Source organism: Paracoccus sp. pheM1 (assembly GCF_018499825.1).
In the GTDB taxonomy this organism is placed as follows: Bacteria; Pseudomonadota; Alphaproteobacteria; order Rhodobacterales; family Rhodobacteraceae; genus Paracoccus; species Paracoccus versutus.
This window is the reverse complement of sequence record NZ_JAGXCX010000001.1, coordinates 506,347-530,447: the sequence shown is the minus strand read 5'-3', so window position 1 is coordinate 530,447 and position 24,101 is coordinate 506,347. Positions and strand designations below refer to the sequence as shown.

26 protein-coding genes are annotated in these 24,101 nt (G+C 69.4%); 10 read left to right on the top strand and 16 right to left on the bottom strand.

What is annotated here, in order from left to right; all coding sequences use genetic code 11:
- Positions 1–75: 75 nt before the first annotated feature.
- From KF941_RS02695 to KF941_RS02685, 3 genes are all read right to left on the bottom strand, one after another.
- Positions 76–927, bottom strand: coding sequence for a helix-turn-helix transcriptional regulator (locus KF941_RS02695; protein WP_214272477.1), 852 nt, complete (start codon positions 925–927; stop codon positions 76–78).
- 100 nt (positions 928–1,027) lie between these two features.
- Positions 1,028–1,672, bottom strand: coding sequence for a GntR family transcriptional regulator (locus tag KF941_RS02690; RefSeq protein WP_036758106.1), 645 nt, complete (start codon positions 1,670–1,672; stop codon positions 1,028–1,030).
- 45 nt (positions 1,673–1,717) lie between these two features.
- A complete protein-coding gene (locus KF941_RS02685; protein WP_072462056.1) occupies positions 1,718–2,401 on the bottom strand; it encodes a SprT family zinc-dependent metalloprotease in 684 nt (227 codons plus the stop codon).
- A gap of 149 nt (positions 2,402–2,550) precedes the next feature.
- Between KF941_RS02685 and KF941_RS02680 the strand changes: the two genes are divergently transcribed.
- Complete coding sequence (locus KF941_RS02680; RefSeq protein WP_036758107.1) at positions 2,551–2,874, top strand: FYDLN acid domain-containing protein; 324 nt, start codon at positions 2,551–2,553, stop codon at positions 2,872–2,874.
- A gap of 180 nt (positions 2,875–3,054) precedes the next feature.
- Here the strand turns inward: KF941_RS02680 and KF941_RS02675 are convergent, their stop codons facing one another.
- Complete coding sequence (locus KF941_RS02675; RefSeq protein ID WP_214272476.1) at positions 3,055–3,825, bottom strand: hypothetical protein; 771 nt, start codon at positions 3,823–3,825, stop codon at positions 3,055–3,057.
- 92 nt (positions 3,826–3,917) lie between these two features.
- Between KF941_RS02675 and KF941_RS02670 the strand changes: the two genes are divergently transcribed.
- Entirely contained in the window at positions 3,918–5,045 is a 1,128-nt protein-coding gene (locus KF941_RS02670; RefSeq protein WP_214272475.1) for a hypothetical protein, read from the top strand.
- Between the two features lie 61 nt (positions 5,046–5,106).
- Here KF941_RS02670 and KF941_RS02665 read toward each other — a convergent pair whose 3' ends face one another.
- Entirely contained in the window at positions 5,107–6,372 is a 1,266-nt protein-coding gene (locus tag KF941_RS02665) for a CAP domain-containing protein (RefSeq protein ID WP_072462025.1), read from the bottom strand.
- Between the two features lie 253 nt (positions 6,373–6,625).
- Here KF941_RS02665 and KF941_RS02660 point away from each other — a divergent pair, with 253 nt between their 5' ends.
- Positions 6,626–7,369 (top strand): SDR family oxidoreductase, encoded by a 744-nt coding sequence (locus KF941_RS02660; protein ID WP_139293956.1) that lies wholly within the window; start codon positions 6,626–6,628, stop codon positions 7,367–7,369.
- A 50-nt stretch (positions 7,370–7,419) separates the two neighbouring features.
- On the opposite strand, the gene KF941_RS02655 is transcribed toward KF941_RS02660, so the two are convergent.
- Genes KF941_RS02655 through KF941_RS02640 form a run of 4 tightly spaced genes read right to left on the bottom strand, consistent with a single transcriptional unit; the run spans position 7,420 to position 11,385 of the window.
- The gene (locus KF941_RS02655) at positions 7,420–8,700 is read right to left on the bottom strand and encodes a F390 synthetase-related protein (RefSeq protein WP_214272474.1); all 1,281 of its coding nucleotides are present in this window, start codon (positions 8,698–8,700) and stop codon (positions 7,420–7,422) included.
- On the bottom strand, positions 8,697–9,479 hold the full coding sequence (locus tag KF941_RS02650; RefSeq protein WP_214272473.1) for an MBL fold metallo-hydrolase: 783 nt from the start codon (positions 9,477–9,479) through the stop codon (positions 8,697–8,699). The genes KF941_RS02655 and KF941_RS02650 overlap by 4 nt, the downstream gene beginning before the upstream one ends.
- Entirely contained in the window at positions 9,467–10,399 is a 933-nt protein-coding gene (locus tag KF941_RS02645; RefSeq protein WP_214272472.1) for an NAD-dependent epimerase/dehydratase family protein, read from the bottom strand. The genes KF941_RS02650 and KF941_RS02645 overlap by 13 nt, the downstream gene beginning before the upstream one ends.
- Positions 10,399–11,385, bottom strand: a complete 987-nt coding sequence (locus KF941_RS02640) for a 3-oxoacyl-[acyl-carrier-protein] synthase III C-terminal domain-containing protein (RefSeq protein WP_072462030.1) — start codon at positions 11,383–11,385, stop codon at positions 10,399–10,401. The genes KF941_RS02645 and KF941_RS02640 overlap by 1 nt, the downstream gene beginning before the upstream one ends.
- Before the next feature lie 90 nt (positions 11,386–11,475).
- Here KF941_RS02640 and KF941_RS02635 point away from each other — a divergent pair, with 90 nt between their 5' ends.
- Together KF941_RS02635 and KF941_RS02630 are read left to right on the top strand one after the other, a co-directional pair.
- Entirely contained in the window at positions 11,476–12,066 is a 591-nt protein-coding gene (locus tag KF941_RS02635; protein WP_072462031.1) for a TetR/AcrR family transcriptional regulator, read from the top strand.
- Positions 12,067–12,094: 28 nt separating this feature from the next.
- A complete protein-coding gene (locus KF941_RS02630) occupies positions 12,095–13,141 on the top strand; it encodes a sulfotransferase (RefSeq protein WP_214272471.1) in 1,047 nt (348 codons plus the stop codon).
- Positions 13,142–13,240: 99 nt separating this feature from the next.
- On the opposite strand, the gene KF941_RS02625 is transcribed toward KF941_RS02630, so the two are convergent.
- Both KF941_RS02625 and KF941_RS02620 read right to left on the bottom strand, forming a co-directional pair.
- The gene (locus KF941_RS02625; RefSeq protein WP_214272470.1) at positions 13,241–14,521 is read right to left on the bottom strand and encodes a replication-associated recombination protein A; all 1,281 of its coding nucleotides are present in this window, start codon (positions 14,519–14,521) and stop codon (positions 13,241–13,243) included.
- A 217-nt stretch (positions 14,522–14,738) separates the two neighbouring features.
- Positions 14,739–15,272 carry a hypothetical protein gene (locus KF941_RS02620; protein WP_214272469.1) on the bottom strand — a complete coding sequence of 178 codons (534 nt, stop codon included), beginning with the start codon at positions 15,270–15,272 and terminating at the stop codon, positions 14,739–14,741.
- Positions 15,273–15,508: 236 nt separating this feature from the next.
- Between KF941_RS02620 and KF941_RS02615 the strand changes: the two genes are divergently transcribed.
- Together KF941_RS02615 and KF941_RS02610 are read left to right on the top strand one after the other, a co-directional pair.
- Positions 15,509–16,288 (top strand): aminoglycoside adenylyltransferase domain-containing protein, encoded by a 780-nt coding sequence (locus KF941_RS02615; protein WP_214272468.1) that lies wholly within the window; start codon positions 15,509–15,511, stop codon positions 16,286–16,288.
- Positions 16,289–16,408: 120 nt separating this feature from the next.
- Complete coding sequence (locus tag KF941_RS02610) at positions 16,409–17,104, top strand: gamma-glutamylcyclotransferase (RefSeq protein ID WP_036758126.1); 696 nt, start codon at positions 16,409–16,411, stop codon at positions 17,102–17,104.
- Positions 17,105–17,149: 45 nt separating this feature from the next.
- On the opposite strand, the gene KF941_RS02605 is transcribed toward KF941_RS02610, so the two are convergent.
- The 3 genes from KF941_RS02605 to KF941_RS02595 all read right to left on the bottom strand — a co-directional run bounded on the left by KF941_RS02605 (position 17,150) and on the right by KF941_RS02595 (position 19,302).
- On the bottom strand, positions 17,150–17,599 hold the full coding sequence (locus tag KF941_RS02605; RefSeq protein WP_214272467.1) for a DCC1-like thiol-disulfide oxidoreductase family protein: 450 nt from the start codon (positions 17,597–17,599) through the stop codon (positions 17,150–17,152).
- Positions 17,600–17,758: 159 nt separating this feature from the next.
- Positions 17,759–17,953 carry a DUF1127 domain-containing protein gene (locus KF941_RS02600; protein WP_214272466.1) on the bottom strand — a complete coding sequence of 65 codons (195 nt, stop codon included), beginning with the start codon at positions 17,951–17,953 and terminating at the stop codon, positions 17,759–17,761.
- 206 nt (positions 17,954–18,159) lie between these two features.
- On the bottom strand, positions 18,160–19,302 hold the full coding sequence (locus KF941_RS02595) for an alpha/beta hydrolase (protein WP_346428955.1): 1,143 nt from the start codon (positions 19,300–19,302) through the stop codon (positions 18,160–18,162).
- 85 nt (positions 19,303–19,387) lie between these two features.
- Here KF941_RS02595 and KF941_RS28275 point away from each other — a divergent pair, with 85 nt between their 5' ends.
- Positions 19,388–19,615: a LysR substrate-binding domain-containing protein gene (locus KF941_RS28275; protein ID WP_338117758.1), complete on the top strand. Its 228-nt coding sequence runs from the start codon at positions 19,388–19,390 to the stop codon at positions 19,613–19,615.
- Between the two features lie 73 nt (positions 19,616–19,688).
- Here KF941_RS28275 and KF941_RS02585 read toward each other — a convergent pair whose 3' ends face one another.
- Positions 19,689–21,317, bottom strand: coding sequence for an ankyrin repeat domain-containing protein (locus tag KF941_RS02585; RefSeq protein WP_214272465.1), 1,629 nt, complete (start codon positions 21,315–21,317; stop codon positions 19,689–19,691).
- 398 nt (positions 21,318–21,715) lie between these two features.
- Between KF941_RS02585 and KF941_RS02580 the strand changes: the two genes are divergently transcribed.
- Positions 21,716–22,867 (top strand): YncE family protein, encoded by a 1,152-nt coding sequence (locus KF941_RS02580; protein WP_214272464.1) that lies wholly within the window; start codon positions 21,716–21,718, stop codon positions 22,865–22,867.
- A gap of 253 nt (positions 22,868–23,120) precedes the next feature.
- Here KF941_RS02580 and KF941_RS02575 read toward each other — a convergent pair whose 3' ends face one another.
- Entirely contained in the window at positions 23,121–23,507 is a 387-nt protein-coding gene (locus KF941_RS02575) for a methylglyoxal synthase (protein ID WP_072462041.1), read from the bottom strand.
- A 97-nt stretch (positions 23,508–23,604) separates the two neighbouring features.
- On the opposite strand from KF941_RS02575, the gene KF941_RS02570 reads away from it, so the two are divergent.
- Entirely contained in the window at positions 23,605–23,874 is a 270-nt protein-coding gene (locus KF941_RS02570; protein ID WP_036758138.1) for a hypothetical protein, read from the top strand.
- The last annotated feature ends 227 nt before the right edge of the window (positions 23,875–24,101 follow it).

Here is a 24,101-nt window from a genome sequence, read left to right as displayed (position 1 = left end):
AGGCTTGTATCAGCCGGGCGGGGGGCGGTCTGTTTCGCCCCGGCCAAAAGCCGTCGAGAAACGGACAGGGCGCGATCAGGATCCCGGACGGCGGCCGCGCCCGGTCGGGGCGGCGCTGTCGCGCAGGAAGTCCGAGGGGGTCATGCCCGTCACCTTGCGGAACATGGCGGTAAAGGCGCTCTGGCTGGCATAGCCCAGGTCCAGCGACACGGCCAGCACCGACTGCCCCTCGGCCAGGCGCGCCATCGCCTCCATGATCCGCAGCCTTTGCCGCCATTGCCCAAAGGACAGCCCGGTTTCGCGCAGGAACAGCCGCGCGAGCGTGCGCGCGCTCATATGCGCGGCATCGGCCCATTGCTCCAGCGACCGGCCGTCCTCGGGGTGACGCACCATCCGGTCGAGCAGCGGCCCCAGCCGGTCGTCTCCGCTTAGCGGCAGGTGCATCGCCGCCACGTCGCGGGCGCTGCGGATCTGGTCGGCGATCACCTGATGCACCCGCGCATCCGCCCCGACCGGCAAGGCCTCCGCCCCGCGGCCAAGCGCATAGGCGATCAGCTCGGCCAGCAGCGGCGAGACGGTCATCACCTTGGCCCGGCCCGGCATGTCGCGGCAGATCCCGGCATCGACATAGGCGTTATGCACCTCGGTCGCGGCAATCCCCTCGACATAATGCAGCACGCCGGAGGGGATCCAGATCGCCTGTCGGGGCGAGGCGGTCCAGATCTCGCCCTCGGTCCAGATCCGGCAGCGGCCGCTGCGCGGGAACAGGAACTGGCCGCGGGCATGGGCATGGGGCTTGCAGGCCTGGCCCTCGCGCAGGCGGGTGATGCGCAGCAGCAGCGGCGCGCTCCAGCTGTCGATCTGGCGCAGGCGCCCGAGTTCGGGGCCGGCAAAAGCGGTCGTCCGGTCCTGGGCAAAGCCTGGCATGGTCGCGGGATACCTCCTGATCCGCCATGCCTAGAATACCTGAGTGTTAAGGTGAATCATTTCGGGCAGCGATGACTTGTCGCGCCCCGGCAGCCCCCGCCTAGTTCGATCCCAGGTGGCGCAGCCCGTGGGTCACGTCGGCGCGCACGGCAAGCCGCAGCCCCGGCTCGTCCCCCGCCCGCAGCGAGGCCAGGATCATGCGGTGATGGCGCGGCGGCTCGTTGCGCTTCATCCGCCCGTAAAGCGCCCGCATGGTCGGGCCCAGCTGCAGCCAGACCGTCTCGACGATGGCCAGCATCGCCGGGGCTTGGGCGCGCAGGTAAAGCAGGCGATGAAACTCCAGGTTGGTGCGGATATAGCCCACGGCGTCGTGCCGTTCGGCCGCCTCGCCGATGGCGGCGTTGATGACGGCCATGCGCTCGATAAGGGCCTGGTGGGCGCGCGGCAGGGCGCGGGCGGCCAGTTCCGGCTCGATCAGCCCGCGCAGGGCGGCAAGCTCCTCGATCCGCTCGACCGACAGTTCCGGCGTGGCGATACGCCCCGAAGAGGACAGCGACAGCGCCCCCTCGGCCCCCAGCCGCCGCACCGCCTCGCGCGCGGGCGTCATCGAGACGCGATGCTCGGCCGCGATGCCGCGCAGGGTCAGGGGCAGGCCCGGCGGCAGCTCGCCCAGCATGATGCGCTGGCGCAGGTTGCGATAAAGCCGCTCATGGGCCGAACTTTCCGAGGAACGCGAAGCTGTCATGCGCCATCTGTGATCACAAATGCCGTCGTCGTCAAGCCGCCTCGATCAGGAACGAAAGCGCCAGGCCAGCAGTTCATGCCCGTGCCGGCGCAGCCAGTCGCGATGGCGGGCGTAATCGGGCATCAGCCGGCCGGTTGCGGTCCAGAAGGCGGCCGAATGGTCCATGTGCAACAGATGCGCCACCTCATGCGCGGCGACATAGTCCAGCACCTCGGGCGGCGCCATGGCCAGCCGCCAGGAAAACATCAGCCGCCCGTCATGGGTGCAACTGCCCCAGCGCGAGCGCGTGTCGCGCAGCGCCAGCGCGCGAAACCCGCGCCCCAGCGCCGCGGCATGGCGGTCGCAGGCCCGGCTTAGCCGCGCCTGCGCCAGGTGCTTCAGCCAGGCCTCGACCAGCAGGCCGGCGGGACGGCCCTGCGGGACCAGCAGCAGCGCCTCGGTCAGTTCCACCCGCCGCCCGTCATGGGGCACGATCCGGCGCGGGCGCCCCTCGACGGGCAGCAGGGCACCCGGTTCGACCACGCAGAGCGGCGGCATCCCGGCGCGGGTCTGCCGCAGCCATTCGGCCCGCGATTCGGCAAAGGCGCGGCCGTCCGACAGGCTGGTGCGGCTGGGCAGGGTCAGCACCACCTCGCCCCCCGCGCGCGCTACGCGCAGGGTCATGCGCCGCGCCCTGGACGAGCGCCGCAGCGTCACCGGAATGTCGCCTCCGACCAGAATCCTGTCCATCCGTTCCCCCATCTTGCGAAGGGCCGCGCCTCTGCCCATCTTTCCCCCGCACCGCCGGCCGGCCGCAAGGGGGAAAAGGCTTTGACACCCTGCCCCGGCTGTGGCAGGGGACAGCGGATTTAGCTGAACGCGGCAGAAAGAGAACAACCATGCCCAAAGAGGAATGGGGCACGAAACGCCTTTGCCCCCATTGCGCGACGCGCTTTTACGACCTGATGAACGACCCGATGACCTGCCCGGCCTGCGGCGCGGAATTTACCGTGGAAAGCCTGACCAACGGTCGCTCGCGCTCGCTGATCTCGGAAAAGACCGCTGCGCGCGACGCGGACCAGGCCGACCTGGCCGAGGACGAGGATCTGGACGACGACGCCGACACCGGGGATCTGGACGACGATCTGCTGGACGATGACGACGACGATGGCGACATGTCGCTGGACGACATCGCCGACGTGCCGGACAGCGACGACGAATAGTTCCGCGTCCTGACCAACCAGAAGGCCCCGGAGCGCGACCGCGCCGCCGGGGCCTTCCTCTATTGGGCCATGGCAGGCTCCGGCGGGTATCGTCGATCTTGGCCCGGCCTTCGCCGGGCGGTGCGGCCATAATGAGGGCACGCGCCCGCCCAGGGGCTGGCGTAGGCTTAGCGGCAGGGATCAGCCGTTGCCTTCGCCACCATCGCCGCCGGAATCACCGCCATCGGAGCCGCCATCCGAACCGCCGTCGGAGCCGCCGTCCGCGCCGCCATCTGCGCCCCCGTCAGAGCCCCCGTCAGAGCCGCCGCCATCCGCCCCGTCGGAGCCGCTGTCGGAGCCGCTGTCGGAGCCGTCCGAACCATCGCCATTCTCTCCGGTTCCGTCGCCAGTCCCGTCGCCGGTCCCGTCACCCGTATCGCCGCCCGTATCACCCCCGGCATCCTCGCCGGGTTCATCACCGGCGCCGGGCCCATCCTGGGTTTCCGAGGCGGTCGGCCCGCCCTTGCCGCTTTCGTCCGGTTCGGCGCGAAGTTCCACGCCGTCCACAGAGATCAGGCTGCCATTGGCGATGCTGTAGACCAGTTCGGTGGGCTGGCCGTTGCGCTGCGCATTGATCGTCAGGATCGGGCCCTCGCGCAGGATATGCACATCGCTGAAGCCCTGCGCGATCAGCGTCCGCGCAATCTCCTGGTCATTGTCGAGCTGCTCCAGCAACGGGTAATCCGGCTCGAGAACCGCGCCCACCGGGGCGCTCGGCTCGACCGCAGCGCCCGGCGCGATGGCGGTGTTGCCCGAGGGCGTCTCGATGACGGTGGTATCGCCTTCGATCACCTCGCCGCTTTGCGCAAGCGCGGTGGAGCCCATGATGGCGCCAAGCGCCAATGCCTTGCCGCCGACCAGGGCGGTCGTCAAACTGCGTTTCAGCATGACTCTTACCTCCTTCATGCTCATCGGGTCTAAACCCCGGCAAGCGGGAAAGGGTTTCGTCGCGCCGGATCGCATCCGCGTCATCCCGCGCAGCTGCGTATCGTTGTCGCACCCCCTTGAAACCGTTTTCGAGAATCGCCGACCGGGGCGAAAATACCCTCGACGGCGCGGCGCCCGGAGCGGTTGGCAGCGCCGTCACCCCTGCCGATCCGCCAATCCGGCAGCGGGCGGGAAATCCGTCCATATCGTGGAAATATCAGGCGCCTGACGCCAATTCTCTGCAGAATTCGGGCAATAACTGCCCAAAAAGTCAGCTTCTCATGCAGCACCCCGTGGGGCATCACTGGGCCTGTTCGCGTTCCGATTGTTGTCTCTGGCGGATTGCAATCAGTTATCGATTGCCTGGGAGGTTTGTTGTGAAAAGTATTCTGTTTGGAATGAAGGCCGACTGGTCGGCAGCTTTGGAGCGCAGCGCGCAGGCCATCGGCATCCAAAGCCATATGGCGGATCTTCGCCATGCCGATCTGTCCAGCTATGACGCCGTGGTCCCGCTGACCCTGTGGGACCGCGATTTCCTGGATCAAAGGCGTGCCGGGGGCGAGATGTTCAACGCCCTGTTCCCCAGCGCCACGGCGCAGGAAAACTGCCATGACAAGCTTGCTTTCAACCGGCTGATGGCCAGCGCCGGCCTGGGTGATTACGTCCCGGCCATGTTCGCCGATCCCGGCAACCTTCCGATTGGCGAGCCCATCATCGTCAAGCGCCGCAAGGACGAATGGGGCAAGCTGTCGCGTATTTGCTGCCTGACCCCGGATTCGCCGCTGGTCTACGATCCCGAGCAGGAATTCCTGCAGGAATATATTCCCGGCACGACCGAATTATCCGCATATCTGCTGATGCGCGACGGCCGGATCGCTTTTTCCCGCACGGCCACATTCGACATGCCGGACATGCCGCATGTGAAGGGGATCAATACCGGGCACAAGAGCCTGGTATGGCAGGAAGGTTCGCGCCATGGGGATCTGTTCACGGAAATCCTGGACAGGGTGGGGTTTGCGAATGGCGCCTGCTGCATCGACTATCGCGAAGTGGACGGCAAGCCCAAGATCTTCGAGATCAATCCACGGCTCGGCGGGTCCATCACCGGAAATGCGGGCAGCTATTTGCAGCATTACCTGATTGCAGCTTGCGGCAAGCGCCTGCTGCCTGCGCCCGCCCCCGAGCCGCTGCAAGCGGCGGCGTGACCGGCCGCCCGCTTCTGCATATCCCTGCCCTCGGCCGTTTGTTTCGGCCGGGGGATCGCCGTCAGATCGCGAAGATGTCGTCCGCCACCTGGGCCACGGTCAGGTTCTGGCCGTTGACCACGATCCGGTCGCCGTCGCCGAAGTCGATGACCACGCCATTCGCTGTCTTTTGCATGTGGTCGCGGATGAAGGCGGCGGGGTTCGCGTCCAGCATGGCATCGTCGATCAGCAGCCGGTCGATGCCACGCTGATAGCCGTTGATCGTATCGGCGCCATGGCCATCCTGGAAGATGAAGACATCGGCCCCGGCCCCGCCGACCAGAACGTCGTTGCCATAGCCCCCATGCAGCGTGTCATTGCCATCGCCGCCGATCAGGCGGTCGTTGTCTCCTTCCCCCCTGAGCCAGTCATTGCCTGCACCGCCGTCCAGCCTGTCAGCACCGGTTCCACCCAGCAATGTGTCGAAACCCGCCCCACCCAAAAGCGTGTCATTGCCGGCATCCCCACGAATCTGGTCATGTCCGGCGGCCCCATCCAGGGTGTCGTTGCCGTTGCCACCTTGCAGGGTATCGTTGCCGTAACCGCCATGCAGGGAATCGAAGCCTTCGCGACCGATGAGCCGGTCGTTACCCCCGCTACCGTTCAGCGTGTCATGCCCCGCCTTGCCGTCCATCCAATCGTGACCGTCCCCGCCCGACGCAACATCATGCCGGGCCGTCAGGCGATAATCGTCGTTGCGCGGCGTGCTTTGCGTCGGGCCGGGGGTGACGAAGACCTCGCCGTTGAAGCTTGCCAGCCAGTCGGCGCGGGACTGCATCGACAGGTCCGCGCCGGGATTGGCGACGCGGGTGAAGGTGCCGGTGTCGACGCGCACCTGCCCGTCCGTATCGGCAAAGTTCTGCGTCGCCATCAGCACCTTGTAGTCGCGGCCGTTCACCGTCAGATAGCCGACCTCCAGCCCGATGCCGATAAAGGCCGCATCGCTCATGATGTTCTGATAATGGCCGGAACTGTTCATCAGGTTCTGGTGCAGCTGGCGGATCTCGTCGCGCAGGTCGGCCTCGCCCTGGATGGACACATAGGCGATGTTCTCGGCCGTCATCCAGTTGCCCGCCAGGTCGAAGCCCGCCGCCTCCATCCGCTCGCGCGAGGAAGAGCCGCCGCGGCCGGTATGCGAGAACACATCCGTCTCCAGCATCCAGCGGCTATGGCCCTCGGCCGAATCGTTGAGCCGTTTTTCGATGGACAGCGCGGGAAGCCCTTCGGCCCGGCGAGCCTGGTTGACCAGGCTGACGAAGTAGCGCTCGTTTGCAGATGCAAAGGACATGGTCGTTATCCGCCTAGCGAGAATTCATCTCATGAAATGCAGCTTCAGGGAGCATATCAGAGCCTGGGCGGAATCAGAACCACCGCCAGGGCAGGACGGCGGATATCAGCCAGCCGCCCCGCCGCCAGGGCCGGGCGCGCAGGCATCGCCCGGACCTGCGCCGCCCGAACGCCGCAACCGGCGGACCCGTTTGATCTGGACCAAGGCCGGGGCTAAGCTCGCCACGCGCACCGTCACCTGGACATGAGAAATGATGACCGATCCCTCCAAGCCCGTTGTCGCGGTGACCGGCGCCAGCCGCGGCATCGGCCATGCCATCGTGCGCCACTTCCACCGCCAGGGCTGGAACGTCATCACCCTGGCGCGCACGCCCTTCTCGACCCAGTGCCCCTGGGCCGAAGGCATCATCCATCACATCGAGGTCGACCTGTCCGATCCCGGCTCGATCACCGACGCCGCCGACAGGCTGAAACGGATGCTGGACGGGCACGGGCTGTCGGCCCTGGTCAACAATGCCGGGATTTCCCCGAAGTGCGGGGACGGCGGGCGCATGGGGGCCTTGGTCACGCCGCTGGCAACGCTCCTGAGCGTGCAGCAGGTCAATCTGGTCGCCCCGCTGCAGCTTTGCCAGGAGCTTCTGGAGCCGCTGAAGGCAAGGCAGGGCGCGGTGGTCAACATCACCTCGATCGCGGGCAGCCGGGTGCATCCTTTCGCCGGCGCGGCCTATGCCGTTTCCAAGGCCGCGCTCTCGGCCCTGACCCGCGAGCTGGCCTATGACCTTGCCGAATACGGGGTGCGGGTGAACGCCGTCGCCCCCGGCGAGATCGAGACCTCGATCCTGTCGCCGGGCACCGACAGGATCATCGAGGCGCAGGTGCCGATGAAGCGCCTCGGGCGCCCGGAAGAGGTGGCGGAGGTGGTCTATTTCCTCGCCAGCGGGCAGGCGTCGTATGTCACCGGCAGCGAGATCCACATCAACGGCGGCCAGCATGTCTGATCCGGTCGCGGGGGGCTGCCGGACAGGCGGAAACCCCTGGGCTCCGGCCGTCACACCCCGGCCCGCGCCTCGGGCAAGACCCTGATCCGGCGGCGCTTGGCGTCGGTTTCCGGCGGCAGGCCGCCATGAAAGACAAGCGCGGGCAGTTCGGCCCCCAGTCGCCGCGCCAGCCCGGCCAAGCTGGTTCGCAGCGCCGGCTCGACACCCGGCGCGGCTGCGTCCAGCCACAGGTGCAGCATCCTGCCCTGCTGGACGACCCGATAGTCGCGCAAGGGCTGCGGCAGGCAGGCGATGGCGGTTCGAATCGCCTCGGACGCGACCATGCGCGGCCCCGTGGCCGAGGGCCACCACAAGACATCGTCCTCGCGGCCTTCGATCCGGGCGATGCGCTGGCTGGCGCAGCCGCAGGGGCAAGGCTCGGGATCGGGAATCAGCACGTCGTCCAGGCGATAGTTCAGGATCGGCAGGCTTTCGCGCGTGAAATCATGGATGACCGGGCAGAAGGCGCCGCTTGCCGCATCGATCACGTCGCGGTCGATGCGCAGCCAGCGTTCGTTCAGGTGCAGGTGGCCCAGCCGGCAGGTCATCGCCAGGACGCCCTCGGTCGCCTGGTAGACCTGGTGGACGCGGGTGCCGAAGGCGCGTTCGATCAGCGCCGCATCCTCGGGGGACAGCGTCTCGGCGACCGAGATCACCCGCCGCGGCGACAGGGCCAGCCCGCCCGCCGCCTGCCGCTCGGCCAGCATCGCCAGGATGCGCGCGGGCGCGATCAGGACGCTGGGGTCCAGATCGGCCAGCCGGGCCAAGTGGTCCTCGAAGGGCGACAGCAGGTCGAAGAAGGCAAAGCGGACCAGCGGATTCGACAGGCTGCGATAAAGCGCATTGTCGGCGCGCATGAAGAACGCCACGCGCTGGCGCCGCCACAGTTCCGGCCAGTAGCGCCCCAGCATGATCGCGGCCCAGAGCCGCCTTTCCCGCGGCGTCGCCAGGAACAGCCCGCGCTGGCCCGAGGTGCCGGTGGACAGCCCGACCGAGACCTTTCCGATCAGCGGGCGAAAATCGCGGCTGGCCTCGGCCCGGATGGCCACCTGCATCGCCGCGTCATGGTCGATGCCGCAGGTGTTGATGGCCGAGAAATTCGCCATCAGCCGCGCCTTGTCCATGCGCGGCAACGCCTTTAGCGGCAGGTCGGCCATGCCGCGATAGAAGGGCGAGCGCGGCATGACCCGCGCGCGGAAGCGGTGAAAGGCGGCGGCGTGATGCGCCTCGATCTCGGCGCGGCAGGAAAAGCCGCGGCCATGGCGGCTGTGCAGGAATGCGGTCAGGCTCATCTGGCGGTCTCGGGGCAATGCGAGGGGTCGATGGTGATGTCGGGGCGGCGCAGCATCAGCGCGCGCAGCCGGGCGAAGGTCCGGCGATAGGCGGGGGCATCGCCCAGGCGCGCCAGCACCGAGCCGGGCGGCAGCCGGTTTGCGCGCAGCTGCGCCCGGCCATAGGCGGCATCGGCGACCAGGAAGCGCGCGGCCTCGGGCAGCCAAATCCCCATCTGGCCGGTGCCGTGGCCCGGCAGCGGCACGGCGATCAGCCGGCCGTCGCCCAGCAGGTCATGGCCTTGCGGAAATTCGGGCAGGCCCGTCGGGACCGCCACGCATGCCTCGACCGGCTGCGGATCGCGCGCCAGGATCGCGTCGCGCAAAAGCGGCGGACAGGCGGCGCGGATGCTGGCCAGATCGCCGAGCGCCCGCAATTCGGCAATCGCCGCGGCCGAGGCCGTGACCGGGATGCCGGCCGGCAGGTCGATCAGCCCGGCGCTGTGATCGGCATGCATATGGGTCAGGAACACCAGATCCGGCAGGCGCGGCAACCGGCGCAGCAGCTGTTCCTGCGCCGGCAGCCGGACGGGGGTCAGCCAGCGATAGAGCCGGGCCGGAAAGCCCCGCGTCGCCGCGAAGAAGGCCGGCCCATAGCCGGTATCGACCAGCACGCAGGCGCTTTCCGTCTCGACCAGCGTGGCCAGCGCCGGGAAGGTGGCGCCGCCCAGGCCCGGCAGTCCCGCGCCCCAGGCCGGGGCGCGGCATTCGCCGATCTTCAGCGTGGTCAGGCGAAGCATTCCGCCACCCCCTCCTGGAAGCCGACCCGCGGCCGATAGCCCAGATCCCGCCGCGCGGCCGAGATGTCCAGCGTCAGGCTGCTGCCCAGGGACGCCACGGCCTGCAAGGTCAGCCGCGGCTCGGCCCCGCCGCGCATCCGGGCCACGGCCTCGGAGGCACCGGCCAGCCAGCGCGCCGGCCCCTGCGGCAGCGGCATGCCGCGCAGGCGCAGCCCGGCGCGATGCGCGATGATCTCGGCCAGGTCGCAGAACCGGAAAGCCTCGCCCGAGGTGATGTTCCACACGCCCCCGCGCGGACCCGAGGCGGCCAGGATCATCCCCCGCGCCGCATCGTGCCGATGCGTCAGGTCGATCAGCGCCCGCCCGCCCCGGATCATCGGCAACCGGCCGCGCCGCATCGCCTCGATCACCCGCGGCAGCAACGCCCGGTCGTGGCGGCCGTAGATGGCACGCGGGCGGATCGCCGTGCAGCCCATGGCCCCGGCATGGCCCAGCACCATCCGCTCGGCCATAAGCTTGCTTTCGGCATAGAGCGACAGCGGGCGCGCCGGCAGCGGCGCATCCTCGGCCACGTCCAGCCTGTCGGTGCCGTCGGCATAGATGCTGGGCGATGAGGCAAGGACGAAGCGCTTGACCCCTGCCCGCTCGGCCGCGTCCAGCAATCGCTGGGTCGCCAGCACGTTGTCGGCATGGAACTCGGCCCGCGTGCCCCAGGCCGAGCTGCGCGCGGCGCAATGGAACAGCACGTCGATGCCGTCGAGCAGCGGGCCCAGATCGGCGCTGACCAGATCGGCGGCGCGAAAGCCGGGCAGCGCCGCGGGCTGGCGCGCGGTGGTGCTGACGTCCCAGCCATGCATCGCCAGCTGCTCGACCAAGGCGCGGCCCAGGCAGCCGCTGGCCCCTGTCACCAGCGCGCGCATCAGAACCGCACCATCGTGCCGCCGAGCGAGATGCCGGCCGAGGTGCCCATCAGCAGCGCCGTATCCCCGCGCATCAGCCGCCCCGAGCGCACCGCATGATCCAGCGCCGTCGGGATCGAGGCCGCGATCTGGTTGCCGGCATGGGCAAAGATGTCGATCACCCGCTCGGGCGGCAGCCACAGGTTGCGGGTCGCGTGCTGCAGGGCCTGGGCGCTGGCCTGGTGCGGGATGACGCAGGCGATGCCGTTCAGCCCCACCTCGGCCTTTTTCAGCAGCCTTTGCAGAAAGCGCGGCAGATAGCGCGAGGCGACCTTGAACGCCTTGCCCCCGTCCATGTGAAAGCGGTCCTGGCCCGGCGCGATGCCGCGGGCCGGATTGACCCGCGTGCCGCCCGCCGCCAGCACGCAGGCGTCATGGCCATGGGCATAGGTCTGGAAATCATGCGCCAGCACCGCGCCCTTGCCGCCCGCCTCGACCACCACGGCCGCGGCGCCGTCGCCAAAGATCGCGGCAGCCTCGGGCCGGTTCCAGTCCAGCCCGACCGAGGCGATGTCCGAGGAAAACACCAGCGCCCGCCGCACCCGGCCGCATTGGACATGCATGGCCGCAAGATCCAGCGCCTGCAGGAAGCTGAGGCAGGTCGCGTTCACGTCGAAGGCCGGAATGCCGGACCGGCCCAGCCCCAGCCGTTCCTGCACCAGCGTCGCGGTCGAGGGGATCGGCTGTTCCATCACCCCGCAGGCGCCCAGGATCATGTCCAGATCCTCGGGCTTGCAACCCGCCATCTCCATGGCGCGCCGCGCCGCCTCGGCGCCCATGAACGAGGTGGTTTCCTCGGGCATGGCGACATGGCGCGAGGCGATGCCGAAGCGCGCCTGGCATTCGCCCTGCGCCCATCCCATGCGGTCGTCGATATCGGTCGAAGGCAGGACCGTGGCGGGCAGGTAGCTGCCGGTCCCGGTGATTGTGAGATTGATCGGAGACATGTGAGGCACCATTATTGAACGATGTTCATTAACATTGACAATCGCCCCGATTCCTGTCAAGCATATTTTTGAACATAGTTCAGGAACACCATGGCCAGACCCAGACGATATGATCACGACGCCCTGCGGACCCGTACGATCGAGGCGGCGAAGCTGCTTTTGGAGGAAGGCGGGCCGGCGGCGCTGACCGCCCGTGCGCTGGCCAGTGCGGTCAAGACGACGCCCGGCACCATCTACAACCTCTTCGACAGCATGAGCGCGGTGCTGCAAGAGGTGAACCGGCAGGCGCTGGTCGATCTGGCGATCGCCGTGGATGCGGTGCGCGAGACCGAGCCGCGCGAACGCCTGCTGGCGCTGGCCGAGGTCTATGTGACCTTCATGCTGGATCGCCGCGCGGTCTGGCGGGCGCTGTTCGAGGGGCCGCGCATCTCGAACAATTTTCCCGACTGGTATCTGGCGCAGATCGACGGGCTGATCGGCCGCATCACCCAGCCGGTGGCGGCGCTGAAGCCCAAGGGCGACCCGCGCCTGCTGGCCGAGCAGCTGCTGCTGTCGGTGCATGGCATCGTCGCCCTGGCGGCCATCGACCGGCTGGACCTGATCACCAGGCAAAAGCCCATGGACCTGGCGCATGCCGCGGTCGAGCGCATGATCGCCGCCATCCGTGCCGGGGCCGAATGATGCCCCGGACGAGGTTGCAGAACCGGCCATGCGCGGGGCGCTGATCCTGGGCTCGGCCCGCTGCGGCTCGACGCTGGTGTCGCAGATCCTGAACGCGCATCCGGCCGTCCTGTCGGTCTCCGAGCTTTTCGCCGCCGCCGGGCATAACGCCTTTCGCCCGCGACATCTGGACGGCGCGCGGTTCTGGGCGCATATGGCCCGGCCCTCGCGCGCCATGGCGCAGGTGGCGAACCCCGATGCCGCGCCCTCCGAGTTCCTTTACGGCCGCGTCCCGCACCCCGCGCATGACCCGTGGCATTGCCCGCCGATCCTGGCGGTCACGCTGCCGCATCTGAGCGAAAACCCCGATGCCCTGTTCGATGCGCTGGCCGGGCAGATGCGCGCGCGGGCCCCGGCCCCGCTGGCCGCGCATTACCGCGCGCTTTTCCAGGCGATGGCCCAGCAGATCGGCGGGCGCGAGATCTGGGTGGAACGGTCAGGCGGGTCGGTGGTGGCCGCGGCGACGCTGCGCGAGATGTTTCCCGATGCAGCGCTGGTGCTGCTGGCGCGCAACGGGCCGGACACGGTGCTGTCGATGCGCGACTATCCCGCCGCGCGGCTGGCGATCTGGTGCTGGCGCAGGCTCGGGCCGCTGGGCCTCGACCTGCTGCACCCGCGCCGGCATTTCGGGCGCGGCGCCCTCTGGCCACTGGTCGCGGCGATCAGCGGGCCGTCCGGCGTCCGGCGCATCGTCGCCCGCCGTCCCGGCCTTGCCGAAACCGGGGCCTTCTGGTCGGCCCTGACCATCCGCGGCCTGCAAGGGCTGCGCGGCGCCCGGCCGATGATCCTGCGCCACGAGGATCTGTGCCGCGACCCCCGCACCTGGATCGAAAGGCTGGGCGCGCATCTCCAGGCCGGCGCCCCCGCCGCATGGCTCGACCGGGCCGCCGCCATGCCGCAGCTGCGCCCGTCGCGCCTGGCCGCCCTTTCCCCTGCCGAGCGCGAGGCGCTGGAACGCGCCTGCGCCCCCGGCGAGGCGGCGCTTGCCGCCTTCCGCTCCGGCGCGGGTGCTGAAGCGGCTTCGCCCTCGTCCTAGCCGGGAAAGCCAAGGGCGGCCGCCTTTGCGGCGGCAAGAATGGTTCGCCGCCTGTGGGCGCCCGCCCGGCATATCGGCAAGGCCGGATGCTCGACCGGCCTAGGTTTGCAGCCCGTGCGGTGGCCGCCCCGTCACCTTCCGCCAATATTCATCGGCCCGCTTCTCGAAGGTCGCGGCGTCGCGGGCATCGCTTTGGTAAAGCGTGCCGGGCGGGATCGGGGAATAGTCCTGCTCGACCCAGCCGCGCGGGTCGTCGTGGGGCAGGACATAGCCGGTGTGGCCAAGCGCCTCGGCCCCCTTGTAATGCGCGTCGCGCAGGTGCAGCGGCACCGGGGCGGGCGGGGTCGAGGCGACCAGTTGCAGCGCCGCCATGATGCCGCGGCAGGCCGAGGCCGATTTCGGCGCCCGCGCCACATGCAGCGCGGCATGGGCCAGCACGATCTGCGCCTCGGGATAGCCGATCTTCTCGACTGCCTGCGCCGCGGCCACCGCCGTCTGCAGGGCGGTGTTGTCGGCCAGCCCGACATCCTCGGACGCATGGATCATGATGCGCCGGGCGATGAAGCGCGGATCCTCGCCGCCATGGATCAGCCGCGCCAGCCAGTAAAGCGTCGCGTCCGGGTCCGAGCCGCGCATCGACTTGATGAAGGCCGAGACCACGTCGTAATGCGCATCGCCCGAGCGGTCGTGGTTGATCGGCGCTGCCGCATAGGCTTCCTCGATCATCGCCTCCGTGACCGGCCCGTCATGGCCAAGCGCCAGGCTTTCCAGCGTGGTCAGCGCGCGCCGCGCATCGCCACCCGAGCGGCCGGCGACCAGGCGGATCTGCTCGGGCGTCATCGCCACGCCGGGCAGGTGATCCAGCCCGCGCCGCACCACCTGTTCCATGTCCTCGATGGAGAGCGGCTCCAGCTTCAGGATGGTCGAGCGCGAGACCAGCGCCGGGGTCAGCACGTGATAGGGGTTGCCGGTGGTCGCGCCGATGAAATCGGCCGTGCCATCCTCGCAGATCGCCAGCAGGTCGTCGGTCTGGGTCGCGGAAAAGCGCTGCACCTCGTCGACGAAGATCAGCAGCGGGGTCATTCGCGCCTCGTCCGCCAGGCGGCGGATGTCGGCGACCCCGGCACGGGTGGCGTTCAGCGGCCGGAAGCTCTTGCCCAGCATGGCGCCCACCGCCCGCGCGATCGAGGTCTTGCCGATCCCCGGCGGCCCGTAGAGGATGACGCTGCCCAGCGCCCCGGCCGCGATGCGGCGGCGCAGGATCGAGCCGGGCGCGGTCAGCGCCTGCTGCCCGATGACCTCGTCCAGCGTGGCCGGGCGCAGCGCCGCCGCCAGCGGCATCCGGCCCTGGCGCGGGGCGGCGTCGAAAAGATCGCTCATGCGGATTCCACCATGTGCGTGTTTTGTTCCGGGTAACAGGAAGGCCAAGCGCTGGCAATGAAGCTTGCCCCTCGCCCTGCGGCTTCGACCGAGGCCACCCTGGACCCGGCCACGGACGATCCCGAGGGGAAAGCCCAGGGCCGCATGATCCGCAGACATCTTCGTCCCATTCCCGGCGCATGCGGGCCGAACGCCCGGAAAGCCTGTCAGGCCCGGCTCAGCTTTCCTCGGTCAGGGCGGCCACCGGATCGGCACCCTCCCTGCGCTGCTCGGCCCACACCTGCCGATGCTCGATGATCCGGCTCACCGTCAGGCGGCAGGCCTGGTCGGAGGCGTGCAGCGGCCGCGCCGCCCGTATCTTCAACGAGGCCATCGCCCCGCCGGCCGGCAGGACCTGCCGCTTGTGGGCGGCGACAAGGCCGATGGGCCGGTTCTCAAGCAGGAATATCTCGAGCCAGGCGCCGTTATACGCATTCTCGAAGCCGATGACCGCACGGTCGGCGCCAAGGGGATAGACCGCGATCGCGTCCCCCTGACCCGTCTGCGCCGCTGTCGTCGCAGGGACCAGCGCATCCGCGATCTCATAACGCCCGAGCAGCCAGCGCATGACCAGTTCCGGCTCGGCCCGCAGGGCGGCGGGCAGATCCTCGGCCCTGCCCGACAGGAACGCGGGAAGCAGCGCGGTGTCGAGGCAACGCCATTGGCCGGTCGCCTCGCAATGGAATGTCAGCAGAAAACGCATCGTCAGCATGCCCTTTGTTCTGTTTTCGCTGCCGGCGGGTCACGGGCAGGACTTAGGCACGGGGACCGGCGCCCGCAAGGGGGCGGCCGCGCCGTTGCGACATCCTGCCCGAATCGGGTCGGACAGCGCCGGCAGATGCGGCACCCGGCGACGAACACGTCGGGCCGGGTGGCCGACAGTAGCGTGACGGGAGGGGACAGGCGGCTTTCCCCGTGATAGTCACGCCTTCCAAGGAGCAAGGCGGAATGCAGGACAGCACAGCGGAAAGCCCCGACCAGATCCCGGCGGTCATGGCCGCGCTGAAGGACGTGTGCGGAGAGGCGCTGCTGGCGCTTTACCTGCACGGATCGGCGGTGTCGGGCGGGCTTCGCCCGCAAAGCGACATCGACCTGCTGGCCATCGTCGCCCAGGGCCTGGCCGGGGATCGGCGGGCCAGGCTGCTGGCGGCCCTGCTGCGGATTTCCGCCCGCCATCCCGCCAGGCCCGGCGGGCCGCGTTGCATCGAGCTGCTGGTGGTCCGCGCCCCGGACCTTGCCCATGGCTTTCCGGCCAGGGCCGAGTTCCTCTATGGCGAATGGCTGCGGGGGGATTTCGAGGCGGGCGAAAGCCCCCTGCCCAGCCGCGATCCCGAATACACGCTGCTGCTGGCGCAGGCGCAACGGCAGGCCAGGCCGCTTTTCGGCCCGCCCGCAGCCGAAATGCTGCCCGAAATCCCCCTGGGCCATATCCGCCGGGCCATGCGCGATGCGCTGCCGGCGCTGCTGGCGGGACTGCCGGGGGACGGGCGCAACGTGCTGCTGACGCTGGCCCGCATGTGGCACACCGCCAGCACCGGGGCATTCGTCGCCAAGGACGCGGCCGCGGCATGGGCGATGCCGCAGATCCCCGACCCGCAGGATGCCGCGGTGCTGGATCATGCCCGGCGGGCCTATCTGGGCGAGGCCGCGGAGGAATGCTGCCTTAGCGGCAACGAAGCGCGGCGGCTGGCGCAGCACCTGCGGGATCGCATCCTCGCATTGCTGTGATCGCGGGCGACCCGTCCCGCGGCCCCCGAGATGCGGCCTTGCCCGGTTTCGGGGTTGACCGGCGGCCTCGGCCGCGGAAATCCTGCGCGGGTGAACCAGTCGCCGCTTGCAGGAATCCCCATGACCAATTGCCGCCCCATCTTGCTGTCGGACGATCACGTCGCCCGCGTCGCCTCGGCCCAGGGGCCGCTGCACGATCCGCGCTGGCGCATGCTCGAGGATGCCGATCTGGACCTGCTGGCCGACCGGCTTACGCAGGACCGGCCGCGGCCGATCCCGGTCTTTGCCTATGGCTCGCTGATCTGGAACCCCGGCTTTGCCGTCGGCGCCCGGCGCCGCGCCACCGCCATCGGCTGGCATCGCCGCTTCTCGATCTCGCTCGAGCATTTCCGTGGCACGCCCGAGCGGCCGGGGCTGATGCTGGCGCTGGCCTCGGGCGGCAGTTGCGAGGGGCTGGTCCTCGACATCGCCCAGGGGACCGAGGCGCAGTCGCTGCGCGCCATCCTGCGGCGCGAGCTTGTCGCCCATGAACTCTCGGCCAACGCCTGCTGGATCGAGGTCGAGACCGCCCGCGGCCGGGAAGAGGCGCTGACCTTCTATGCCGACCCGATCGGCACCCAGCTTGCCGAGCTGACGGTCGAGGATCAGGCGCGGCGGCTGGCCCGCGCATCGGGGGCCGCGGGATCGGGCGCGGAATACCTGCTGCGCACCGTCCGCGGGCTGGCGGAACACGGCATCCATGACGACTATATCTGGACGCTCCAGCAGCTCGTGGCCGAAGAGATCGAGGCCGGGGCGGATGGCGCGGACGAATGACCGCCGGGCGCTGGCGGCGAACCCGCGCGCGACGGGCGGCCGCGGTCAGCGCAGCAGCCGCCGCTGGAACGCCGGGTCCGGCAAGGCGCACATGTCCGCCCTGCCGAACAGGCGATAACGGTTGCGCGCAAAGCGCCGATAAAGCCAGTTGCGCAGCCCGCGCGGCAGGATCCGCAGCGGCGCGGCCAGCCTGCCGGGCCCGCCAAGCCGCCGCCCGGCATAGAGGACCGCATCGCAATCGGCATGGGCGATGCCGTCCTCGATGAAAAGCCAGCTTGCGGGGTCTTCTGCCTCCAGCCCGTAATGGCGCAGGAGCGCCGCGCCAAGCGGGGTCTGGACCGGGCATATCCGCACCTTGCCCGAACGGTCGAGCCGGTGGATCATCCGCGCACCCCAGCTGCAAAGCGCGCATTCCGCATCCATCACGGCCAGGGGCGCGGAAGCGTCGAAACGCGGCACCAAGGGATCGTCGCGAAAGGAATAGGGCGCGGTCATGCCGCCAGCATCGGCCAGGGACGGCGGCCGGGCAAGCCCCTTCGTGCCCGCCGGTCGTCCAGCCGCGGAGGGATGCCCAGGGGGCCGGACCATGGCCCTGCCGGCGGGCATGAAAAAACCCCGCGGCAAAGCGGGGTCCGTTCATCGATGGCAATAGCCTCAGGCGCCGCGGGCGATCCGCTCGATATCGCCGCGGGTCAGGCCGATATCGTTCAGTTCGCGGTCGGTCAGCCGGGCCAGTTCGCGGCGGGTGATGCGGGCGTCGTTCCAGGCGGCGATCATTGCGGTCGCGCGGGCAAAGACCTGGCCCAGGCCACCGGCAGCATGGTTATGGCTCATTTCGACAGCGGACATCTCGGCACCTTTTTCATCTTGCCCATCCAGCGGGCATGTTGCGGACAAGGCGGATATAGGCTGGGCAAATCGCGGAAAGTAGCCGTGATCCCGGCAAAGCCGCTATGCATTCTGCGCCGCAGCATAGACACCCAGCGCAGGGCCATGACCCCTGCCGAAGGCGCGACCCGGCCGCAGCCCAAGCCGCAGCCGGATCGCGGGCGGCGCTACTGCGACGCGCCCTTCAGCCTGGCCGCGAAGAACGGCGCCAGCACCGAGATCGCCTCATCGACGTATTCCCGGCCGTCATAGAGATCCATGTGGTTGGCGCCCTCGACCACGTGGAAGGCCTTGTCGGCGCTGGCGGCGCGGCCGAAAAGATCCTCGCTCATCCATTTGCTGCCGGCCTTGCTGCCCGCCACGATCTGCATCGGCTGGGTCAGGTAGATGTCGGCCATGTGATAGGCGTCATAGGGGATGATCTGGTTCAGGCTGCGCAGGGTGGCGAAGCCCGGCGCGGTCGGGCATTGCGCGCGCGGGGTGTGATAGTATTCCCAGGCTTGGCGCAGTTCCTCGTTCGGCGCATCCGCTTCCTGCAGGGGCGCCAGCGGCATCGTGGCGCTACCGCCCGCGGCGTCCGAGGTCCGGGCGTTCGAGCCCGCCTCGATCAGCGGCAGCGCGTCGCTGGACTGGACGTCGTTGTCCCAGCCGTTGCGGAACATCGCGCCGATATTGACCGCGCCGACCGTGCCGATCGCCTTGATGCGGCGGTCCTGGATCGCGGCATTGGCGGTATAGCCCGCGCCCGCGCAGATCCCCATCGCGCCGATCCGCGCCCGGTCCACATAGGGCAGCGTCACCAAGTGGTTGATGACGGCGCTGATGTCCTCGGTGCGGATATGCAGGTTTTCCAGCTGGCGCGGGGTGCCGCCGCTTTCGCCCTGGTAACTGGCGTCATAGGCGATGGCGATGAAGCCCCTCTCGGCCAGCCGGGCGGCATAAGTGCCCGCCGCCTGCTCCTTCACCCCGCCGCCGGGATGCGACACGACGATGGCAGGCCATGTCCTGGCCGCGTCGAAGCCTTGGGGAAAGTGGACGACCGCCGCCATGGTGATCGCCGGGTTGTTGCTGTTGGTGAAGCTGATCCTGGTTATTGTCCGGTTCCTTTCGTGGTCGAGATCACCCTCGATTACGGCCTGGCCGATGTGGTGGCGGATCGCTTCGACGCAGGCGGCCGGCTGGGCGGCGAGATCGCCAGGGACATGATCGCGGTGCGGATCGGGCCGGACATTCCCATGGCCATCGTAGGGTCGCCCGACTACTTTCACCGGCACGCGCCCCCGACCGCTGCGGCGCAGCTGGTGGACCACCGGGCGATCAACCTGCGGCTGCCGACCAGCGGCACGCTGAACGGCTGGCGGCGGCCGGGAAACCCGCGTCCGGGTCGAGGGCCCGCTGGTCCTGACCAGCATCGACCTGATCCGCGATGCGGCATTGGACGGCCACGGCCTGGCCTATCTGCCGCTGGACCAGGTCCGGCAGGATCTGGACGACGGCCGCCTGCGGCGCGTCCTGGCCCGGCTGACGCCCGACCTGCCGGGCTATCACCTGTATTATCCCCGCCGCCGCCATGCCTCGTCGGCCTTCACCCTGCTGGTCGAAACCCTGCGCTGGCGCGGGTGATGGCGTATCGACGCCCCGAAAGCCGCACGCCGGACGATCCGGGCCCATGCCGTTGCCACAGGCAGCAGGCCCGTCACGGCCCCTGATCCCCGGCCGCTTCGTTTAGCAGGCAATCGGCCACCTCCGGCGAGAAATACCGGCGGCGGCCTTCCAGAAGCAGCGCGTCCGGCGTCGCGGGATCGCGGCCGAAGGGCGCCATTCCATGCCGGGCCAGCACCCTTGCGCAGCCGATCCAGTCGCCCTCCGGCACGGGCCGGTTCAAGGACGCCCAGCCCAGGGTGCCGGACACATCGTCGCCGAACCCCTGCCCGGCCCGCCAGGACGCGCCATGCTGCAGAAGGAATTCGGCAAGGGCGCTATCGCCGCGGAAGACGGCGTGGTTCAGCGCGCTTGCGTTCCAATCCCCGCCGCGCGCCTCGATGGGCCAACCCAGCTCGACCATCAGCCGGACGGCATCGCCGGCGCCCTCGGCCGCCAGATCCGGCAAAAGCCGCAGCCGGGCCGGGTCCAGGCGGGCGACCAGTCCGGGGTCTTGCGACAGCATCCGCCGGGCCTTGGCCGCATCGGCGCTGGTGCAGGCGGCGATGAAGCGCTCTTCAGGCGACAGCGCGTCCGGCCGGCCCAGCAGGGACGCGACCTCGGGCAGGCCATAGCGCAGGGCCAGCGCGGCCGCATCGGTGCCATCCCCGGTCCGCGCTCCGGGATCGACGCCTGCCGCAAGCAGCGCCCGGACATGCGCGGGCGAGCGGCGCCGGCGGATGGCATGGAACAGCAGGGCGCCGCCGCGCAGCTCGGGCGCGGCGGCGGCATGATCCAGCAACAGCCGAAGCCGCGCAATATCGTCGAAATCAAGGCAGCGGAACAGCGCATTGGTGCCGGTGACGACCGCCCCCGCCGCCAGCAGCAGATCGGTGCAGCCGAGGCCCTCGAGCGAATGGTAAAGCGACTCGCCGTCATTCGGATCGGCGCCGGCCTCCAGCAGCAGGCGCGCAAGATCGGCGTCGTGATTGCGCCCCACGGCGCCGTAAAGCGCGGAAAGCGGCAGGCCGGCGTCCGGTTCCCGGACCGAGGCGGGCGGCCAGCGGCTGCCGACCCGCTGGTCGGGATCGGCACCGGCGGACAGAAGCAGCCCGACCACAGCGTGGATGCGCGGGCGGAATGCCGGCAGCTGCAACAGCCCCGAATGGGTCGCGGCAACCAGAGGCGGCAAGGACAGCGGCCCCGCCGGCCGATGCACCCAGCCCGCATCGGCAAGGATCGCGCGGCGCACCGCGGCGACATCCCCCGCGGCACAGGCGATGATCGGGAAATCCAGCGGCAGCCGGGGCTGGTCCTGCAGCAGCCGCGCCGCCAGTTCCGGGCGCGCATTGCCGGTGCCGCCGGCAATATCCCCGGCATAGGCGAAGCGCGCGAAAGCCTCGGCAAGCGCGCCGGGCTCCAAACCGCGCGGCCGCGCCGCCTCGACAAAGGCCTTCAGCGCCGCCCAGGACGCGAAGCCATGTTCCCGCGCGATGCAGGATTGCGCATCATGCAGCCGGCAGCCTGCCGCCGCGACCTGCGCGTCGCCGCGCCCCCTTGCCGCAGGCAAGCCGCGGCGCAGGCGGTCAAGCGCGCCGCCATCGCCCGCGCGGCAAAGCCGCAAAAGCTCCTTAGCCTGCCGTTTCAATTGATCAAGATCGGGTCGTTCGGGAAGAACGCTCATGGAACCCTCGGTGCATCCGATGCCGACGACCCGCAATCCGGCAGCACAAAGGTTCGTTCGACGATCAGGCGTCGGGTCAAGTGAGCTCGGCCCTTTCCGCGGGTCTGGAAGCGGCTTGGACCGCTGGCCGCAGATTAGGTCGCGCAGGCGGGGCTGTCAAACGGCGGGAAATCCGCCGCACCCCTTGCGACGGCGCGTGGACTGGCATCCCGCGGGAAATCCGCCGCACCCCCTGCGACGGCGCGTGGACTGGCATCCCGCGGGAAATCGGGCTAGAGCGGCAGGCGTGCGGCAGGCAGCTTCCGGCCCCTGGACCCAAGGGCAAGGCCACCACCCGGATGCAAGGAAAGGGCGGCGGCCCGATCCGCAAGACTCCCGGAAAAACGGAAGGAGACCTCATGCGACATTCATCCCTGCGACTGGCCACCGCCCTGGCCGCATCGCTGCTTTGCGGCCTTGCCGCCCATGCCGAACAGGCGACCCCGGCGCCGCAGGCCGATCCGGCCGCGGTCCGGCAGGACGCCCGGATCAGGACCGCCGCCCTGGAGCAAGGGCTTTACGAACTGGTGCATTCACCCCGCCAGGGCGCGCTGTTCGCGGCCTCCGCCGGCGGCTTCGGCGAGAATGCGGCGCCTTCGCGCATCCTGCGCCTCGACCCCGAGACCCTGGCCGTCCAGGCCGAGATCCCGCTGGACCGGAAGGGCTTCGGCCTTGCCAACGACGACGCGGCCGGTCGGCTTTATGTCGGCGCCGGGCTGGACGCCGCCGTCATCGTCATCGACACCGCCGACAACAAGGTCGTCGGCACCATCCAGCTTGCCGAGAAGATCAAGGACGAGAAAGGCGAGGGCGCCTATCCCCACCATTTCCGCGAACTGGCGCTGGACCCGGCGAACCATCGCCTCTATGCGCCGGGCCTGCACCCCACGGGCTCCAGCCTCTATGTCGTCGATACCGAGGCGATGAAGGTGGAAAAGGTCGTGCCGGGCTTTGGCTACAACGCCACCGGCATCGCCATCGACCCCGCGGCGGGCCGGGTCCATGTCTCGAACCTGCAAGGCCAGCTCTTCGCCGTCGATACCGGGACGCTGGAGATCGTCAGCACGGTCGAGACCGGGGCGGACCAGCTGCTGAACCTTGCGCTCGACGCCGAGGGCGGGCGGCTTTTCGCCACCGACCAGGGCCATCCGCGCGTCATCAAATACCGCGCCGAGGCGCTTCCCGACTACCAGCCCAGGGGCGAGGGCAACCAGGTCTTCGTCTTCAGCACCAGGGACGGCAGCGAGATCAGGCGCATGGCCAGCGGCGAGGGGCCGGTCGCCCTGCGCTTCGACGGCGAGCACCGGCGGCTTTACGTCACCAACCGGGCCGAGGGCAGCATCAGCGTCTTCGACACCGACAGCTATGACCTGCTGGAAAAGCTGGAGACGGGCGCGCATCCGAACAGCCTGGCCTTCGACGCCGGGCAGAACGCGCTGTTCGCGACGGTGAAATCCGCAGAGGGCGCGCCCAAGAACAGCGACGAGAGCGTGGCGCGCATCGACCTGTGACCGTCCGCGCAAGGGCATCGGGGGCCGGATCATCCCGGCCCCTTTCCATTGGGCTTGGCCGGCACGAGATCCTGGAACCTTGCGTGCAGGGTCAGCCTGCGCAGACCCCGCCGTCCGAAGAACGCCTCGCGCGATGCGCGTCAGGCCGGCGGAGCCCGCAAGATCGCCAGGGCATTTTCCGACGGAAACCTTCGAAATCGACGCCAAAGAACCACAGTCCGGGAAAGGATGCGGCGCAGGATCGCCCCACCGTTCAGCGGGGATCGGCGTCGATGGCCGCCAGCACCGCATCCGCGCTTTTGCTGTTCACGGCCAGGCGCACATCGTAAAGGATCGCCAGCCGCAGCAGCGATTTCACGTCCACGTCATGGGGCAAGGCGGACAGCGGGTCGATGAAGAAGATCAGGTTCTTCAGCCGCCCTTCGGAAATCATCGCCCCCAGCTGCGCATCGCCCCCCAGCGGGCCGCTGAGAAGCCGGGTCACATCAAGCCCCGTCGCCGCATGGATCCGCGCTCCGGTGGTGCCGGTGGCGACCAGCGACAGCGGCCGCAGCCGGTCGATCCGCTCTTCGACCCAGGCAATCAGGTCGTCCTTCTTGCCGTCATGCGCGACAAGGGCCAGGTCGGCGTGAATATCCATGCAGGCTCCGCGAGATAGCTGTTGTTAGCGCAATCATATTGGTTTGCCCGCCGCAAGTCGAGTTAATGATGGCAAGCACTTTCAGGGGCGAGCGGTGATGCAGATCTTCCTCGGCGACAGCCATGCCTATCCGGGATGCCGCGCGACATTGCCGGGCGATCTGCCCGCGGCCGGGACCGATGTCGTCATATGCCTTGCCGACGGGATCGAGGTGCCGGGCCGCCTGTCGCCTTGCCCCGAAGGATTCCGGCTGGAAATCGCCAGCCATCGCACCGCGGCAGGAACCTCCATCGCGCGCAAGTCCTGGCTGCTTGGGCGGGACGATGCCGGCTGGAAGATCAAGGCAAGGCTCGCGGACCCCGCATGATCGCCGCGCAGGGATGCAGGGATGCAGGGATGCAGGGATGCAGGGATGCAGGGATGCAGGGATGCAGGGATGCAGGATCGGCGTGACGCCGATCGCCGTCCAGCCCGGCCGACGGCGACCGGAGGCAGTGGAGAGCCGCGGGCGATAAGGCCCGCACCGAGGCCACCATCGCCGAAATCGCCCCGAAAATCGTGGCGCGGGCCGGGCCGCGTTGCGTGCTGGACGCG

Bases quoted from the DNA above. Each gene is read 5' to 3' on its own strand.
- KF941_RS02695 (WP_214272477.1), bottom strand. From the start codon at position 927: ATGCCAGGCTTTGCCCAGGACCGGACGACCGCTTTTGCCGGCCCCGAA.
- KF941_RS02690 (WP_036758106.1), bottom strand. From the start codon at position 1,672: ATGACAGCTTCGCGTTCCTCGGAAAGTTCGGCCCATGAGCGGCTTTAT.
- KF941_RS02685 (WP_072462056.1), bottom strand. From the start codon at position 2,401: ATGGACAGGATTCTGGTCGGAGGCGACATTCCGGTGACGCTGCGGCGC.
- KF941_RS02680 (WP_036758107.1), top strand. From the start codon at position 2,551: ATGCCCAAAGAGGAATGGGGCACGAAACGCCTTTGCCCCCATTGCGCG.
- KF941_RS02675 (WP_214272476.1), bottom strand. From the start codon at position 3,825: ATGAGCATGAAGGAGGTAAGAGTCATGCTGAAACGCAGTTTGACGACC.
- KF941_RS02665 (WP_072462025.1), bottom strand. From the start codon at position 6,372: ATGTCCTTTGCATCTGCAAACGAGCGCTACTTCGTCAGCCTGGTCAAC.
- KF941_RS02660 (WP_139293956.1), top strand. From the start codon at position 6,626: ATGACCGATCCCTCCAAGCCCGTTGTCGCGGTGACCGGCGCCAGCCGC.
- KF941_RS02655 (WP_214272474.1), bottom strand. From the start codon at position 8,700: ATGAGCCTGACCGCATTCCTGCACAGCCGCCATGGCCGCGGCTTTTCC.
- KF941_RS02650 (WP_214272473.1), bottom strand. From the start codon at position 9,479: ATGCTTCGCCTGACCACGCTGAAGATCGGCGAATGCCGCGCCCCGGCC.
- KF941_RS02645 (WP_214272472.1), bottom strand. From the start codon at position 10,399: ATGCGCGCGCTGGTGACAGGGGCCAGCGGCTGCCTGGGCCGCGCCTTG.
- KF941_RS02640 (WP_072462030.1), bottom strand. From the start codon at position 11,385: ATGTCTCCGATCAATCTCACAATCACCGGGACCGGCAGCTACCTGCCC.
- KF941_RS02635 (WP_072462031.1), top strand. From the start codon at position 11,476: ATGGCCAGACCCAGACGATATGATCACGACGCCCTGCGGACCCGTACG.
- KF941_RS02630 (WP_214272471.1), top strand. From the start codon at position 12,095: ATGCGCGGGGCGCTGATCCTGGGCTCGGCCCGCTGCGGCTCGACGCTG.
- KF941_RS02625 (WP_214272470.1), bottom strand. From the start codon at position 14,521: ATGAGCGATCTTTTCGACGCCGCCCCGCGCCAGGGCCGGATGCCGCTG.
- KF941_RS02620 (WP_214272469.1), bottom strand. From the start codon at position 15,272: ATGCTGACGATGCGTTTTCTGCTGACATTCCATTGCGAGGCGACCGGC.
- KF941_RS02615 (WP_214272468.1), top strand. From the start codon at position 15,509: ATGCAGGACAGCACAGCGGAAAGCCCCGACCAGATCCCGGCGGTCATG.
- KF941_RS02610 (WP_036758126.1), top strand. From the start codon at position 16,409: ATGACCAATTGCCGCCCCATCTTGCTGTCGGACGATCACGTCGCCCGC.
- KF941_RS02605 (WP_214272467.1), bottom strand. From the start codon at position 17,599: ATGACCGCGCCCTATTCCTTTCGCGACGATCCCTTGGTGCCGCGTTTC.
- KF941_RS02600 (WP_214272466.1), bottom strand. From the start codon at position 17,953: ATGTCCGCTGTCGAAATGAGCCATAACCATGCTGCCGGTGGCCTGGGC.
- KF941_RS02585 (WP_214272465.1), bottom strand. From the start codon at position 21,317: ATGAGCGTTCTTCCCGAACGACCCGATCTTGATCAATTGAAACGGCAG.
- KF941_RS02580 (WP_214272464.1), top strand. From the start codon at position 21,716: ATGCGACATTCATCCCTGCGACTGGCCACCGCCCTGGCCGCATCGCTG.
- KF941_RS02575 (WP_072462041.1), bottom strand. From the start codon at position 23,507: ATGGATATTCACGCCGACCTGGCCCTTGTCGCGCATGACGGCAAGAAG.
- KF941_RS02570 (WP_036758138.1), top strand. From the start codon at position 23,605: ATGCAGATCTTCCTCGGCGACAGCCATGCCTATCCGGGATGCCGCGCG.